12 protein-coding genes are annotated in these 14,614 nt (G+C 61.6%); 7 read left to right on the top strand and 5 right to left on the bottom strand.

The window, feature by feature from the left end; genetic code table 11:
• Positions 1 to 429: 429 nt before the first annotated feature.
• Complete coding sequence (locus FGE21_RS08515; protein ID WP_139662872.1) at positions 430 to 1,902, top strand: leucyl aminopeptidase; 1,473 nt, start codon at positions 430 to 432, stop codon at positions 1,900 to 1,902.
• A gap of 8 nt (positions 1,903 to 1,910) precedes the next feature.
• Complete coding sequence (locus FGE21_RS08510; RefSeq protein ID WP_139662966.1) at positions 1,911 to 2,384, top strand: DNA polymerase III subunit chi; 474 nt, start codon at positions 1,911 to 1,913, stop codon at positions 2,382 to 2,384.
• 171 nt (positions 2,385 to 2,555) lie between these two features.
• Here the strand turns inward: FGE21_RS08510 and FGE21_RS08505 are convergent, their stop codons facing one another.
• From FGE21_RS08505 to FGE21_RS08495, 3 genes are read right to left on the bottom strand one after another with little or no spacing between them, the layout of a single operon-like run.
• Entirely contained in the window at positions 2,556 to 3,137 is a 582-nt protein-coding gene (locus FGE21_RS08505) for a TIGR02281 family clan AA aspartic protease (RefSeq protein ID WP_139662871.1), read from the bottom strand.
• Positions 3,138 to 3,186: 49 nt separating this feature from the next.
• Positions 3,187 to 3,810 carry a MarC family protein gene (locus FGE21_RS08500; protein ID WP_139662870.1) on the bottom strand — a complete coding sequence of 208 codons (624 nt, stop codon included), beginning with the start codon at positions 3,808 to 3,810 and terminating at the stop codon, positions 3,187 to 3,189.
• On the bottom strand, positions 3,807 to 5,663 hold the full coding sequence (locus FGE21_RS08495; RefSeq protein ID WP_139662869.1) for an ABC-F family ATP-binding cassette domain-containing protein: 1,857 nt from the start codon (positions 5,661 to 5,663) through the stop codon (positions 3,807 to 3,809). Before FGE21_RS08495 ends, FGE21_RS08500 begins: the two co-directional genes overlap by 4 nt.
• A gap of 227 nt (positions 5,664 to 5,890) precedes the next feature.
• Here FGE21_RS08495 and FGE21_RS08490 point away from each other — a divergent pair, with 227 nt between their 5' ends.
• Complete coding sequence (locus FGE21_RS08490; RefSeq protein ID WP_139662868.1) at positions 5,891 to 7,480, top strand: DUF2235 domain-containing protein; 1,590 nt, start codon at positions 5,891 to 5,893, stop codon at positions 7,478 to 7,480.
• A gap of 290 nt (positions 7,481 to 7,770) precedes the next feature.
• The gene (gene ndk / locus FGE21_RS08485; protein ID WP_139662867.1) at positions 7,771 to 8,193 is read left to right on the top strand and encodes a nucleoside-diphosphate kinase; all 423 of its coding nucleotides are present in this window, start codon (positions 7,771 to 7,773) and stop codon (positions 8,191 to 8,193) included.
• Between the two features lie 145 nt (positions 8,194 to 8,338).
• Here ndk and FGE21_RS08480 read toward each other — a convergent pair whose 3' ends face one another.
• Positions 8,339 to 8,674 (bottom strand): TfoX/Sxy family protein, encoded by a 336-nt coding sequence (locus tag FGE21_RS08480; RefSeq protein WP_139662866.1) that lies wholly within the window; start codon positions 8,672 to 8,674, stop codon positions 8,339 to 8,341.
• A 360-nt stretch (positions 8,675 to 9,034) separates the two neighbouring features.
• On the opposite strand from FGE21_RS08480, the gene FGE21_RS08475 reads away from it, so the two are divergent.
• Positions 9,035 to 10,351, top strand: a complete 1,317-nt coding sequence (locus tag FGE21_RS08475; RefSeq protein WP_139662865.1) for a mannose-6-phosphate isomerase — start codon at positions 9,035 to 9,037, stop codon at positions 10,349 to 10,351.
• 270 nt (positions 10,352 to 10,621) lie between these two features.
• Here FGE21_RS08475 and FGE21_RS08470 read toward each other — a convergent pair whose 3' ends face one another.
• Complete coding sequence (locus tag FGE21_RS08470) at positions 10,622 to 11,236, bottom strand: response regulator transcription factor (protein ID WP_139662864.1); 615 nt, start codon at positions 11,234 to 11,236, stop codon at positions 10,622 to 10,624.
• 342 nt (positions 11,237 to 11,578) lie between these two features.
• Between FGE21_RS08470 and FGE21_RS08465 the strand changes: the two genes are divergently transcribed.
• Complete coding sequence (locus FGE21_RS08465) at positions 11,579 to 12,052, top strand: molybdopterin-dependent oxidoreductase (protein ID WP_176695391.1); 474 nt, start codon at positions 11,579 to 11,581, stop codon at positions 12,050 to 12,052.
• 67 nt (positions 12,053 to 12,119) lie between these two features.
• A complete protein-coding gene (locus FGE21_RS08460; RefSeq protein ID WP_255731448.1) occupies positions 12,120 to 14,582 on the top strand; it encodes an ATP-binding protein in 2,463 nt (820 codons plus the stop codon).
• The last annotated feature ends 32 nt before the right edge of the window (positions 14,583 to 14,614 follow it).

The following is a 14,614-nucleotide window of genomic DNA, read 5'->3' as shown; positions in this document are numbered from 1 at the left end:
CGCCAGACAGTATGCCAGACTGAGCGGCAACAAGTATCCGTCGTTATGTGACACCCGATCCCCCCATGATCTTGCGCTCGGATTGTTGCCGGGACCTTAGAGGAATTGTGCAGGGGGGAAAACTGCATTCTTCTCCGGCAGATGCGAGATGGGTCACAGGCTGCGCGTCAGGTTGCGCATCGGGCAGGGAGGCTGCTTTGAAGTGATCTGGGAGGGGGGCCGGAGGGCCGCTGGCAAGCGCGTCGGCACGCAGGGCGGGGCAGGATCAAACCTATGCGTGCCAGGCCCTGTCCGCGACGCGCTCTGCGTGGAGTGAAGCCCCCGACCTTCCGCTACTGGTATTCGCTGGATGCAGCGGCTACTCCTAGGGGGCAATAGTGGTCGGACATGTCCGGAACCACCGAAACTGATGATCCACAGGAGACCCGAATGAGCGCGCTCACACCGATCCGTTTTTCCAGCTACGATCCCAAATCTCTGGCTGACATCGAAGGCCATGTTGCGATTGTGGTCACGCCCGAGGGCACAATGGATCAGGCCGCTCGCAGCGCCAACCGGCTGACCAAGGGGGCCGTGGCCCGCTTGATCGCCTCCGAGAGCTTTGCCAAGGCCAAACCGGGGCATGTCATTACCCTCGCATGGCCTGCGGGTCTGGCGGCAGAGGCGCTGCATGTTGTGATCCTGTCGCGCCGGATGACGCCGGTCGAGGCGCGCAAGGCCGGGGCCAAACTGGCTGAGGCGCGGGGCACCTCGGCGCTCATGGTCAAAGCGGGAAATATGGCCCGTGCGGCGGATCTCGCCTTTGGGCTGGCCTTGCGGGGCTATAGTTTCGACGCCCATAAAACCGCCAGCAGCGATGCGCGCGGCGAGGTGGTGATCGGCCACAACCGCCCCGAGGAAATCGAACTCGCCTATCAGCCGCTGATGGCGGTTGCCGAAGGTGTGCACATGACCCGCGATCTGGTCAGCGAGCCGGCGAACGTATTGACCACCACTGAGTTTGCCGATCGCCTGACGGAAATGAAGAGCCTCGGGCTCGAGGTGGAAGTGCTGGAAGAGGCCGATCTGGAGTCGCTGGGCATGCGCACTCTGCTCTGCGTCGGGCAAGGCTCTGCCAGCCCGTCGAAAGTGGTGGTGATGTCCTGGAACGGAGGCGAGGCTGGGGCGGCGCCGCTGGCGCTTGTGGGCAAGGGCGTGGTGTTTGACACCGGCGGGATCTCGTTGAAGCCGGCCGGGGGCATGGAAGACATGACCATGGACATGGGCGGCGCAGGCGTGGTGGCGGGCACTATGCGCGCGCTCGCCCTGCGCAAGGCCAAGGCCAATGTGGTCGGCCTTGTGGGGCTGGTCGAGAACATGCCCTCGGGCACAGCAATTCGCCCCGGCGATGTGGTGACATCGATGAAGGGGGACACGGTCGAGATCATCAATACCGACGCCGAGGGGCGGCTCGTTCTGTGTGACGTGCTGTGGTACACGCAGGAGCGGTTCAAACCGGCAGGGGTGATTGATCTGGCAACGCTGACCGGCGCCGTGATTGTCGGTCTCGGACATGAAAACGCGGGCGTTTTCTCCAATGACGACAAGCTGTGCCAGGCTTTCCTGAAGGCGGCCGGGGCCGAGGATGAAGGGGCTTGGCGCTTGCCGCTGGGCCAGGGGTATGATGACCAGCTGAAGTCGAATATCGCGGATATGAAGAATGTCGGGGGCCGTCCCGGCGGAGCCATCACCGCGGCACAGTTCCTGAAGCGGTTCATCAAGGATGAAACCCCGTGGATCCACCTCGATATCGCGGGGGTGGCCTCGGTCAAATCCAACACCACCTACGCGCCCAAAGGGGCCACGGGCTGGGGGGTGATGTCCCTGAACCGTCTGGTGAGAGATCAGTTCGAGGACGAATGAGCAATCAGATGGGGGCGGCCTATTTCTATCACCTGACGCGAAAGCCGTTGCAGGAGACATTGCCTGTGCTGCTGGAAAAGGCGCGCGGCGCCGGGTGGCGTATCGCGGTGCGCGGCGCTGACCCGGACCGATTGGCGTGGCTGGATGATGTGCTCTGGTCCGGGGGGGAGACCAGCTTTTTGCCGCATGGGCTCGCGGGGGGCGCGCATGACGCGCTTCAGCCGATCCTGCTGACCACATCGGCGCAGGCCCCCAATCAGCCGGCCTGTGTGATGAGCGTGGACGGAGCGGCCGTGACCCCGGAGGACGTCACCACGCTGGAGCGGGTTTGCATCCTGTTTGACGGTACTGACCCGCAGGCGGTTCAGCAGGCGCGTGGCCAATGGAAGGCGCTGACGGGGGCGGGCTGCGCGGCGCAATACTGGTCCGAAGAGTCGGGACGATGGGAAAAGAAGGCCGAGAGCGAGGCGGCCTCTGCCTAGGGGCGTTGCCGGTTGCGGGCTGGCCTGTCAGGGGCAAGGGGGAGGGCCGCTTTGTCCGAATTTTCCAGTGGCGTGCGGTTTTGCTTGTGGTGAGCAGTGCAGAAACGGTCTGCGGTTCAGAACCCGCGCGGGGCGCCAAAACGTGTGGCGATTGTTCAGGCGCCCATTGGCCTAGCGCGTCAGGATCAGCTCGTTGTTGCGGATCTCAATCCCCGAGAACCGCTGCAGGTAGCCCATCCCCAACAGGGACTGGTCCAGCTCACCCTCGTTGACCCAGGCCACCACATTCCTGTCGGTGACGGGGCCCAGCGTCACGGTGTCGAGCTTGACCCGGGCGGTGCGCACTTCGCCATTCGCGGTCATCGCCCGGCCGAGATAGGCAAGGTCGCTGGTGTCGATGCCGATGCGTTCGGCCACTGCCGCGTTCAGAACCATCTGGCTGGCTCCGGTGTCCACGAGGAATTCGACCGCTTGGCCGTTGACCTGCAATGTCAGATAATAATGGCCGTCGCGGGCGCGGGGCACGGTGATCTGCTCGCCTCCGGCGACGATAGCCTGGCGGGGGTGAACCGTCGCGCGGATATCATCCCACAGCCCATATGCCGCGAGCACGCCGAGAAAAATCAGCCCCCAGATGGCCAGATACTGCGCGGTCTTGCCCAGGGACTGCCGGTTCTGGACGAAGACCCAGGATCCGACCGCCACCAGCAATACGATCAGGTAGACCAGCCGGCCCATATCATCTGATGTCATTGAAAGGCGTCCTCCTGATGCTGGACCTAGGTATCCGGTGCCGCGATGTCTAGTTGGCAAAGCCAAAGGCGCGCAGACCTTCCAGAACGAACTGCACCGAAAGCGCGGCCAGCAGCATACCCAGCAGCCGGGTGGCGACATTGATCCCGACCGGGCCAAGCAGGCGCTCCACCAGACCGGAGATGGAGAACAGCCCCAGCATCAGCAGGATCACGGCGACCACGATGGCCATCACCGAGGCCAGCCCTTCGATGCCCGGATGCTGTCCCGTCAACAGGATCACGGTGGCAATGGAGCCGGGACCCGCAATCAGCGGGATCGCCATGGGAAACACCGAGGGGTCATCCTCCGGGGCGATATCGTCTCCCTGATGCTGCCGACGCGCGGCGCGACGTTCAAACAGCATATCGAGCGCGGTCAGGAACAGCAGCACCCCACCGGCCACGCGGAAGGCCGGCATTGAAATCCCGATGAAGCCCAGAACGCTTTCCCCGAACAGCGCGAAAACCGTCAGAATGCCGACCCCTGTCAGAGAGGCGCGGAGGGCGATGGCACGCCGCTGGCGCGAGGTCATGCCCTGCGTGAGCGCCAGAAACACCGGCATCAGACCGATGGGATCGATAATCACAAAGAGCGTCACAAAGGATGTGACCAAAAACGCCGTGTCGATCATTGAGCCTCTGCCACCTCAAGCTTCTCCAGCGCCTTCATCCACATCGCCTCTGCCCGCTCCAGCGCCTCGATGCATTCCGCGTGTTTCTTCTGCCAGACTTCGACGCCGGAGGTCTTGCCCTTTTCGTAGAGTTCCGGGTCGGCGAGCTTGTCGTCAAGCTTCTCACGCATCTCCGACAGTTTGACGACCCGTGCCTCCGCCTTGCGCACCTCAGAGCGCAGTGCGAGGATTTGGTCCCGGGTCAGGCGCTTGGGCTTCTTGGCGGGTTTCGGGGCCGACTTTGACGCCGGTTTCTCCCGCGACAGCAGCATATCGCGATAGCTGTCCAGATCCCCGTCATAGGGCGAGACGGTGCCGCCGGACACCAGCCAGAGACGGTCGGCGACCATCGACAGCAGGTGCATGTCGTGGCTGACCAGGATGACGGCGCCGCTATAGGCGGTCAGCGCGTCCACCAGCGCCTCGCGGCTCTCAATATCGAGGTGGTTGGTCGGCTCGTCGAGGATCAGCATATGGGGCGCGTCGAGCGTGGCCAGCAGCAGCGACAGCCGCGCCTTCTGACCGCCCGAAAGCCGCCCCACCAGCGTGTCCGCCTGCTCTGTCCGCAGCCCGAACCCCGCCAGCCGGGTGCGCCATTTGCCGGGCGCCTCATTCGGGCGCAGGCGGCGCAGGTGATCGATCGGGGTTTCATCGACGTAGAGCTCGTCCACCTGATGCTGGGCGAAATAGCCGATCCGCAGCTTGGAGGAGCGCACCATCTTGCCCGAAATCAGCGGCAGGCGGTCGGCCAGCAGTTTCGACAGGGTGGATTTGCCCTGACCGTTCTTGCCCAAGAGGGCGATACGGTCGTCCTGATCGATACGTAGGTTGAGCCGGCTGAGGATCTCGACCTCGCCATAGCCCGTGGTGCCGCCCTCAAGGTGGATGATCGGCGGCGACATTTCCTCGGGCTCCGGGAAGGAGAACGCGCGCATGGCCGCCTCCTGCGGGGTAGAGATCGGTTTCATCTTCTCGATCATCTTCAGGCGCGACTGGGCCTGTTTCGCCTTGGAGGCCTTGGCGCGGAAGCGGTCGACAAAGCTCTGCAGATGGGCGCGGCGGGCATCCTGTTTCTGCGCCTCGGACTGGGCGGCGGCGATGCGGGCGGCGCGGGTCTGCGCAAAGGTGTCATAGGGCCCCTGATAGAGCGTCAGCTTGCGGTCCTCCAGATGCAGGATCGCCCCCACCGCGCGGTTCAAAAGGCCGCGGTCGTGGCTGACAATCAGCACCGTATGGGGATATTTGGCGATATAGCTCTCCAGCCACAGCGCCCCTTCGAGATCGAGGTAGTTGGTCGGCTCGTCAAGGAGCAGCAGGTCGGGCTGGGCAAACAGGACCGCAGCCAGAGCCACCCGCATCCGCCAGCCGCCGGAGAAATCCGAGCAGGGCCGCAGCTGGTCGACATCGTCGAAGCCCAGCCCCTTGAGGATGGAGGCCGCCCGGGCCTCTGCTGACCAGGCGTCGATATCGGCCAGCCGGGTCTGGATCTCGGCGATCCGTGTGCCATCGGTGGCGGTCTCGGATTCCGCCATCAGCGCCGCGCGTTCGACATCTGCCGCCAGCACGGTGTCAATCAGCGAGTCCGACGAGGAGGGCACTTCCTGTGCGATGCCGCCGATCCGGGCCTGGGACGGCAGGCTGATGCTGCCCCCCTCCAATGCCAGCTCGCCGCGTATGATGCGGAACAAGGTGGACTTGCCGGTGCCGTTGCGGCCGACGACGCCGACTTTGTGACCTGTCGGAATGGTGGCGGAAGCCTCCTCCATGAGGGGACGGCCTTCGACGGAATATGTGATGTTTTCGATCCTGAGCATGGGGTCTCTCATGTCGAAAGCGGGGAAGGGGGTCAATGACTATCCGCCGCCTGCCGGAACTCTGTCTGCCGCAGGACAGGGAAAGGCCGGTTCCTGCATTGGTCCTGAGCGCAAATATGCTACCCTTGTCATATTTAAGCGGTCCGGGGGGCTGCCCCCGGTTTTAAGCGCTCCGGGGGGACTGCCCCCCGGTGCAAATGTTTTTTTTATCAAGGGGGAATTTCGATATGCGCAGGTTGGTCATTTGTTGCGACGGAACGTGGAACACGGCGGATCAGCATGACAACGGCACGCCGACGCCCACCAATGTGGCAAAGCTGCATTCGCTGGTGGATACACAAGACAGCACCGGAACCGAGCAGATCGTCTATTACCGCACCGGCGTTGGCACCTCGGGTGGTTTTTTCCGCCGCGTCCTCGGCGGTGCCATCGGGCTGCGGCTCGAAGATGATATCATGAGCGCCTATAAGTTCCTGGCCGAGACCTACGCCCCGGGGGATGAGATCTTTCTCTTCGGGTTCAGCCGGGGCGCCTATACCGTGCGCAGCCTCGCCGGGATGGTGTCCAATGTGGGGCTTGCGGATCTCAGACCGGACCATCTCTCCCCCTATGAGGACCCCTGGCAGATCGTGAAGCGACTGATGGAACGCTATCAGTCCAACAAGGTGCGGGGGGAGAAAACGGTTCTGCAGACGGCCCTGCTGCGAGAGCGCCCGCTGACGCGCACCGCATTTCACGACCGCGAGACGCTCGGGTTCCGGTTCATCGGCGTCTGGGACACGGTGGGCGCGCTGGGCATTCCCGACGACAAGGGGCTGTTGCGGCTGGTGCTCGGGGACCCGCGCAAACACGGGTTCCGCGACACGGAGCTTGGGGGCAATGTGGTATGCGCGCGTCAGGCGCTTGCCATGGATGAACGCCGACAGGACTTCACGCCCACCCTCTGGACCAAATGGGCCCCCGGTCAGGATGTGCAGCAACGGTGGTTTCCCGGCGTGCACGGCGACGTGGGAGGAAGCTACTCAGACTGCGGTCTCGGCGATCTCACTCTCGACTGGATGCTGCAGGACGCGCGCAAAAACGGGTTGGGCCTGCGCCCCGTCGCACCCGGTCAGTTGAACCCGGATGCCTTTGCGATGCGGCATAATTCTTTCCTTGGTCTGTTCCGCTACCGGCCGACCCGGCCCCGCGCGGTGCCCGAAGTGACAGGCGGCGCGTCCTGTGCGGGCGGCTGGGACGGACGGACCTGCTTTGATACTTCTGTCCTCAGCCGCCATCGGACCCCCCCGCCCGGAGAGCGCAGCTACTGGCCGAGCCTGCGTCTGGCTCCGGGAGAGAGCTGTCAGACGCAGGCCAGCGCGCGGCCGAGATGGAACAGCACCGGCATCTATATCGAAGAGGGTGCAACCTACCGGGTGATCGCCAAGGGGGAGTGGCTGGATGCGTCTGTGCCCGCCACGGCGGATGGTGCCAAATCGGGTGCCCATCTGGGCAAGATCGCCTATGGGCTTGCTGCGGTGCCAGAAGCCCTGCGCGGCCTGTTGCGCTCGGTGAAACGTTTGGCAAAGGCGGATGTGCCCTTCACGCGCCGGGTGCCCGATGCGCCCTGGTTTGCCCTGATCGGGGCGATCGCGAACGGGCAGGGGGCCAGCGAATTTGCCGAAGGCGTCGAAGAGCACGAGATCCACCGCCTTGGCAAGGACGTGACCTTCACAGCGGAACAAAGTGGCTATCTCTACCTCTTTGCCAATGACGCCTGGCACATGTACGGCAATAACGCAGGCAGCCTGTCAGTCCGGATCGAGCGTCAGAGTTGACCCCTGTGTTGCCCCTTGTGTTGCCCACTGTGGCCCGGCGGAGCCATCGCGCCGTGGGTCTCGCGCCGTAAGTCTCGCGCTGGGCTTTCCGCGCCGGGGCTCGCCTCTTCAGCCTGTCGCAGCGGCAAGAAACGCGGCTCCACTGGACCGCAGGGCAGGGATTGCGCACTCAGGCACCGACAAGCCCCTTCCCATGACGCATCAGCCGTGTTACCCGGCGCCAGATCGTTGCGGAGGTCTTCTGACCTCGACTGAACCTACGACATATACCTGACCAAGGAGATCGCCTGATGGCACTGGAACGCACTTTTTCGATCATCAAACCCGATGCAACCCGCCGCAACCTGACCGGTGCGATCAACGCCAAGTTCGAAGAAGCAGGCCTGCGCATCGTCGCGCAGAAACGCATCCACATGACCAAGGCACAGGCCGGCAAATTCTACGAAGTCCACGCCGAACGCCCCTTCTACGACGAACTCTGCGAGTTCATGTGCTCCGCTCCGGTGGTTGTGCAGGTTCTGGAAGGCGAAAACGCCATCGCGAAAAACCGCGAGATCATGGGCGCCACCAACCCCGCCGATGCAGCAGCCGGCACCATTCGCGCCGAATTCGCAGAATCCGTGGGTGAGAACTCCGTACACGGGTCCGATGCCGCAGAAACCGCAGCGGAAGAAATCGCATATTTCTTCGCAGGCCTCGAACTGGTCGGCTAAGCCGCGTCGCGCCTGAAAAGATACCGGCCAGCCGGGGTATATGCCCCGAGGGGCTGGCAGTCTGAAACCGCCACGTGATCGCGCGTGGCGGTTTTTTCGTGTTCATTTTGCGGAATGCGGGATTTGGTAGTCCGGGACGTGCCGGTCACCCGCGGCGGCGCTCGATCACGCCGATCTCGTCGAGGATCGCATCCAGGGCCGATTGCTCGCTATCAAATGACTGTGCCCTGATGGCGTCGAACCGCTTGCGCAGCGCCTTTTTCTCGTCGCCCTTGCAATCGTTCCACGGTCGCCCCTGAAGCGCCATGACCAATACGTAATAGCCGATGAAATGCGGCTTGGACCCGGACTGCAGCAGCCGGGCATAGGCCGCATCCGCGCCGAGCCTGCGCAGGTCTTCAGCACTGTCAATGCCCGCGCGGGTACAGGCCTCCTGATAGGCGGGTCCAAGGTTGCGGATGCTGGAGACGGGGGTGGTCATAGCCGTGACATTATCGCGGCTTTGCTCAAAGGTCAGCCCCCGTCGTCAGCCCGCTGCCGAGCCTAGACGGGCGCCCTGGAAGGGCGGCCAACAGAAACCTCGCCTTGCTTGATTCGGTGAATACTTGGTTAATTATTTCAGATAGTTGAGGGAAATTATGGTTAAGGGCCGTTAGTCTTTCCGAAATGAAATAATGATATCTCAAATGCCGGTAATTTGTGACCCTCGGAGGTGGCGAATCTATCCCAAAGATCGGTCTCTATCCTTTCGCAAGCGGGGGAGAGACGGATGGATAGGCGCAGAACCAAGGGATTTCGTTTAAATATGTATGCAACGGAATACCAACCAAACGAGGTTCAAATGCTGCATCCCATCATTCTCGCCGGTTCCACTCAACAGTCCGACGATCTCACATCCGGTGTGCGTCCGATGCACTTTGAAGATGCGCCTGGGGTGGCGAGCCGGTTCTCGAACCTCCTGACCAGATTATCCGGTGACATTTTCGCCCCGGCGGTTGTGGTGGCACCACAGGAGTGCGCCGCGCTCGTCCGCCAGCAGTCACAGCCGGGCGCCGTGACGCGATTGATCCTCGAACCCGGTGAACACAAGCCAGCGGCGGCTCTGCTGAGTGCCGTCCTGTCGCTTCAGAACACGCCGCATGCGCTGGTTGTGGTCGCTCCCGCCTCGGCTGATTTTGAGGACGCAAGCCAATTGGATCAAGCTCTGTGTCAGGCCATCCCGGCGGCGCAACGCGGCGAGATTGTCATGCTTGGGCAACGGCGCAGCCGCGACTACATGGGATATGGCAGCCTGGAGGTCGCCTCGATCCCGCGCGACACAAACCCTGTGGCGGTCAACCGGGTCATGCCATCTGACCGGCAAACCTCGCTGTCCAATCTGTTGGTCGGCAACCATCAGCTGTGCGGGCTGGGGGTCTATGTTGCACGGGTTGATATGCTTCTGGCGGCCTATAAATTTCATGCAAGTCGGGTGTTCCTGCCGGTGAAGAATGCCTTCCAATGCGCCACAGTCTCGGGCGGCGCCCTGCTTCTGGACAACGAGAATTATCGCCGCGTGAAGCCGCAATCCTTTGAAAAGACGGTGGCCCAGCGGGCCCGCAGTGTGGTGGCGATCCAGGTCGATCAGGCCTGGACCGAATATAGCGAGTGGGATCGCGATGCGGCCCTGGATCGCCGCCAGGATCCGGGGGTTGCCGGCTGGCACGCGGACTGTCTTGAGGAACAGGCGGCCGCTCATCCCCATGCTGCCGACATGATTGCCCTGTACCAAAGCCTTGCCTCAGCCCAGGCCGGCGGCGCGCCCGTTTCTAGCTCTGTGGATTTCGATTGGGGACGCCGGGAGACTGTGGCGATGGGGCCGGGTTTGTCGCTGAAGCGTCTGGTGGTCAAGCCGGGCGAGGCCGTCCGGCTCCGGGCGGGACCCGGTGGGGCCGAGCATTGGATTGTGGTCAAGGGCGATGCGCTGGTCACGCTGGGAGCTCACATCCGAAGGATCTGGGAGACCCAGAGCGCCCGTATCCCTGCGGGCCGGAGCAGACGCATCGAGAATTCCGGCTCTATGCCGCTCCATATGGTGCAGATGCAAGTCGCATCCGCGACGCCGCCCGCACCATCGACGCCCGCAGCCATCGGCGGCATTCCAGCGGGCTTCGCCTGAGCCTGTCGCGGGCTTTGCCGTACGGTTGCGGGGCGTTGACGTGACGCGGGCTGCGAAGCGGCCTATCGGCCCGAACCGCCGCATATGGAGCGGAAACAGATCGCCAGGGAAATGCGGCTCATTTGCGTGGATTGGATCCGCCAGGGCAGCGGCCCCGAATACAGCAGCGGCCACAAACCTTTTCACATTCGTGATATTTTTCCAACCTCATGGTATGACGCCTGTCGCTATCAGACGCCTGCGTCAAGACGCGCGCGGCAGGCGGACGGCTCAGAACAGACCGGCCTCTTTGGCGGTCATAGCAGCCTGCGTGCGGTTCTTGGCGTCCAGCTTTCTGCAGAGCGTGCGCACATGCAATTTGATGGTCACTTCCTGCAGACCCAGATCGCGCGCTATTTCCTTGTTTGACTGACCGCGGCACAGGCCACTCAGGACCTCGATCTCGCGCGGGCTGAGTTGCGCAAGCAGTGGATGGGTCGGCGCCGCGGCGTCGCGCCGCATGAGCTCCACCGGGGCGTATATTTCGCCGGCGCTCATGAAGCGCACTGCGTTCAACAGTGATTGGGCCCCCATGGTTTTCGGGATGAAACCGATAGCCCCGGCATCCAATGCGTCCTGTGCGGTATTTGTCGGAGCGCTGCCGGAGAGAATTGCCACGCCGCCGCCGCCATTGGCCTTGAGCGCACGTGTCAGACCATCCAGACCATTCATGCCAGGCATATTATAGTCCAGAAGCACCAGGTCAAAGGGGCCGTTGTCTTCGAGTTCCTTCATGGCGCGGGGCAGATCTGTAGTCGCCGTGATCTCTGCTCCGCCTTCGGAGCTGAGATACGCCGAAATTGTGTCACGTACCATGTCGTGATCATCTGCCAGAAGAATACGCATGTGGCCCGGTACCCTATTTTTACCATTGTAGAGGGACTGTACCGGCGCAGGTCTTTCATTTCCATCAACATTTGAGCTGAATCGTGTACTGAGCGCCTTAAAATGGCTTCTCATGTGGTGCTCCTCCCTGACGCGGCCGGCCAAAGTGCCATGCTGATATCAAAGCTAGAGCACCCCGTGCACATGAGGGGCACAAAACAGTTCACCTTTGAGCGATGTGGTTTACCCTTCTTATACGAAAGTCTAGCAGACTATACGCAGGCGCTCATTCCGTTTTTGCTGCGCCATGCCACTATCGGGCGACGCCTCATCACGGGGCCTGACCGATTTAGGAGATGCCTTATGACCCGCATTTTTACGATTGTGGCGACGATATTTGCTCTGATGTTTTCCCAACCTGCCATGGCGTCGGAGGCTGATGTTGTTCTGACACTACGCAATGGGGACGATGTTCATGAGTTTTCCATACCGCAGTTGCGTGACATCGAAGAACGGGCAGTGGATACCACCACCATCTGGAGTGATGGGGTGCAGGAATTCGTGGGGGTCTCGCTCAATGAGTTGCTGGACCATGCCGGCGTGAGCAGCGGAGTTCTGGAAGCTGCTGCTGTGAATGACTACGCTGTTGAAATCCCCATGTCGGACGCCCGCGAAGGCGGCCCGATCATTGCTTATATGCGAAACGGCAAGACGATGTCCTTGCGGGACAAAGGGCCGCTATGGCTCGTCTATCCTTATGATAGTAGTGCCGAATTCCGTACCGAGGAAATCTATTCACGCAGCATCTGGCAGCTGAACAGGATTACCGTAAGATAAACTTTGCCGCTTCGGTGGCTACGATTGAGGAGTACCTGGGCCCTTGCAAAGCCAAAAGGTTCCGCTTGTGCAACGTTGGTTGATCGCTGCCGCCGCCGTAGTTTTGATACTATTGGCGGTTCAGTCCGTTCGATTGGGAAAAGACGTACAGCGCCGGATCGAGGCGCTGGCCTCCGCCGCAACAGATAACCTGCAGTGGAATCTGTCACAGGCGGAGGTCGATTATCTGAAATATCAACGCTCCGTTTTCGGCGCCTCGACGGCGGCGGATCTGCCCGAACTCCGACGTCAGTTCGATATTTATTACAGTCGGGTCGCAACCTATCGTGAAAGCGCGCTTTACGCTAAAATACGCGATAATACAGAAGGCGGGGCGACACTCGAACGGATCAAGCAAGGTTTGACACAGCAGGCAGGTCTGATCGATTCGTCAGACGACGTGCTGCTGGGGGGTCTTGACCTCTTGCGCCAGCTGGTCGCGCAAGACGGCGACGATGTGCGCAAACTCGCATTGATCGGTGTTGTTTTGCAGGCCGAAACAGCCGGGGTGGAACGGGTCATCCTGCACACGCTGTTTTTGCGGTTGTCGATCGTCGTGGTGACGCTGCTGCTTGCTCTGACCATGACGGCCTTGCTGATCCTCTGGCTCTATCGTCGGGGGCAACGTCTGGCCTATTTGCAGGCACAAGATGCTGCCCGGGCGGAGGCTATGGTGACCTCCTCGCTCGACGCGATTTTGATGGCGGACGAGAGCGGACGGATTACCGCGATGAACGGCGCGGCCGAGCAGATATTCGACTATTCTGCGGATGAAGCAATGGGCATGCCCTTTGAGCGCCTCGTCTCTGCCGACCCGGCCAAGATTGCCGCCGGGCAACTCCCGGAGGGAATGGGGGAAAGGGACGGGCGCATTCAACTGACCGCAACGCGGAAATCCGGTGCCTGTCTGCCGGTTGAGGTCTCGCTCACCGTCAGCCGCTCCGCCGGCAATCAGGTGCTGGTCAGCTATGTGCGGGATATATCAAGGCGGCTGCGTGCGGAGGAGGAATTGCGCCAGGCGCGCGATGATGCATTGGCGGGGGTCAAGGCCAGAGACCGTTTGCTTACCGTAATGAGCCACGAAATGCGCACGCCGCTTACCGGGATTTTGGGGTCTCTCGATATCCTGGATGACATGGAGCCCTCTCTGGAACAGCAGAAGTTTCTTCAGGCCATGCGTGTTTCTGGTGAATTGCTGCTGCATCATGTGAACGATGTCCTGGAATTGTCGCGGCTCGAAGCGGGGGCCGAATTTGAGACCGCACGCAGCTTCGATCTGGAGGGGCTTGTGCACAGTCTGGTCGACAGCCAGCAGGCCAATGCACAGAAAAATAGCAATGACCTCAGCGTGTTCTGCAGTCTTGGTCCTGAGGCCGGTGTTATTGGCCGGGCCCGAAGCATCCAGCAGATCCTACTCAATCTGATCGGCAACGCCCTGAAGTTCACCAAAGAGGGCGCGGTTTCGGTCGATGTCATCCGCAAAGAAGACGACCGGGTAGAATTCAGTGTTGCTGACACTGGCAAAGGGATTGCGGCTGAACATCTCGACCATATCTTTGATGATTTTATGATGATCGATCCGAGCTACACCCGTGGAAGCGAGGGCACAGGTCTCGGGCTTGCGATTTCGCAACGGTTGGTCAAGTTGATGGACGGGCAGATCTCTTGCGACAGCGAGCTGGGGGAGGGGAGTACGTTCAGCTTTACCATTCCATTGCCGCCGTCAAAGTTGATTCCGCAGGACAAATCCCCCAAGAAGGTTGATGCTCAGCGCGCCAAAAGGATTTTGGTCATAGAAGACAATGACGTAAACCGTCTGTTGCTTGAGAAAATGCTTGGGAAACTCGGACATGAGGTGGTGTGTGCGGCGGGGGGCGGCGAAGGGATTGCCGCGTTAAGGGCGCAGGCGTTTGATTTGATCCTGACAGATATCAGTATGCCAGAGATCGACGGGCTGGAAGTCTTGAGTCGCGCGCGCGCCGAGAGGCTGGCCGAGGGGGTCGATATTGTCGCCCTGACGGCCCATGCTGCGGCCGAGGATCACGCGCGTATTCTCGCTGCTGGTTTCGCAGAAGTCTTGACCAAACCAATCAGCCGTGCCGATCTCGGGGACCTGGTGGATCGCCGCAGCTGCAGCGCTCCACCCGTGACGCGCCCAAAACGCGATGACCGGCCTTCCGAGACGGAGTCCGATATCGAACAATTCATCGCCGCTGTTGGCCGCGAGAAGGCTCAGCATTTCCTGTCCGTGTTCCGCAGCGATATGCACAAACTGGGCGATACACTGGCGAGAAGCCCGCAGTTGACGACCGACCATCGCCAGGAAGCCCATCGTTTGGCTGGATCTGCGGCGGTATTGGGACTGGCGGAGCTGCGGGATTCGATGCTTGCAATCGAGCAGGTCTCTACAGATGAAGTTCCTATGTTGGACGGGCTATACGAGGCTTGGGCAACTGCGGACACACTGCTGGGGAGTTTCGTCAGCCATTGAGGCCGCGCTTTGGCGTCGCCCCATTGGTGTAC

It is taken from the genome of Phaeobacter sp. B1627, assembly GCF_006265095.1.
GTDB lineage: Bacteria > Pseudomonadota > Alphaproteobacteria > Rhodobacterales > Rhodobacteraceae > Epibacterium.
The sequence above is the reverse complement of the archived record's forward strand: the minus strand, read 5'-3'. Positions and strand labels throughout refer to the sequence as shown.

What these genes read in the sequence shown, in the direction of transcription:
- FGE21_RS08465 (WP_176695391.1), top strand. Translation starts at nt 11,579, where the DNA reads ATGACCCGCATTTTTACGATTGTGGCGACGATATTTGCTCTGATGTTT.
- FGE21_RS08500 (WP_139662870.1), bottom strand. Translation starts at nt 3,810, where the DNA reads ATGATCGACACGGCGTTTTTGGTCACATCCTTTGTGACGCTCTTTGTG.
- ndk (WP_139662867.1), top strand. Translation starts at nt 7,771, where the DNA reads ATGGCACTGGAACGCACTTTTTCGATCATCAAACCCGATGCAACCCGC.
- FGE21_RS08480 (WP_139662866.1), bottom strand. Translation starts at nt 8,674, where the DNA reads ATGACCACCCCCGTCTCCAGCATCCGCAACCTTGGACCCGCCTATCAG.
- FGE21_RS08495 (WP_139662869.1), bottom strand. Translation starts at nt 5,663, where the DNA reads ATGCTCAGGATCGAAAACATCACATATTCCGTCGAAGGCCGTCCCCTC.
- FGE21_RS08510 (WP_139662966.1), top strand. Translation starts at nt 1,911, where the DNA reads ATGGGGGCGGCCTATTTCTATCACCTGACGCGAAAGCCGTTGCAGGAG.
- FGE21_RS08470 (WP_139662864.1), bottom strand. Translation starts at nt 11,236, where the DNA reads ATGCGTATTCTTCTGGCAGATGATCACGACATGGTACGTGACACAATT.
- FGE21_RS08505 (WP_139662871.1), bottom strand. Translation starts at nt 3,137, where the DNA reads ATGACATCAGATGATATGGGCCGGCTGGTCTACCTGATCGTATTGCTG.
- FGE21_RS08490 (WP_139662868.1), top strand. Translation starts at nt 5,891, where the DNA reads ATGCGCAGGTTGGTCATTTGTTGCGACGGAACGTGGAACACGGCGGAT.
- FGE21_RS08515 (WP_139662872.1), top strand. Translation starts at nt 430, where the DNA reads ATGAGCGCGCTCACACCGATCCGTTTTTCCAGCTACGATCCCAAATCT.
- FGE21_RS08475 (WP_139662865.1), top strand. Translation starts at nt 9,035, where the DNA reads ATGCTGCATCCCATCATTCTCGCCGGTTCCACTCAACAGTCCGACGAT.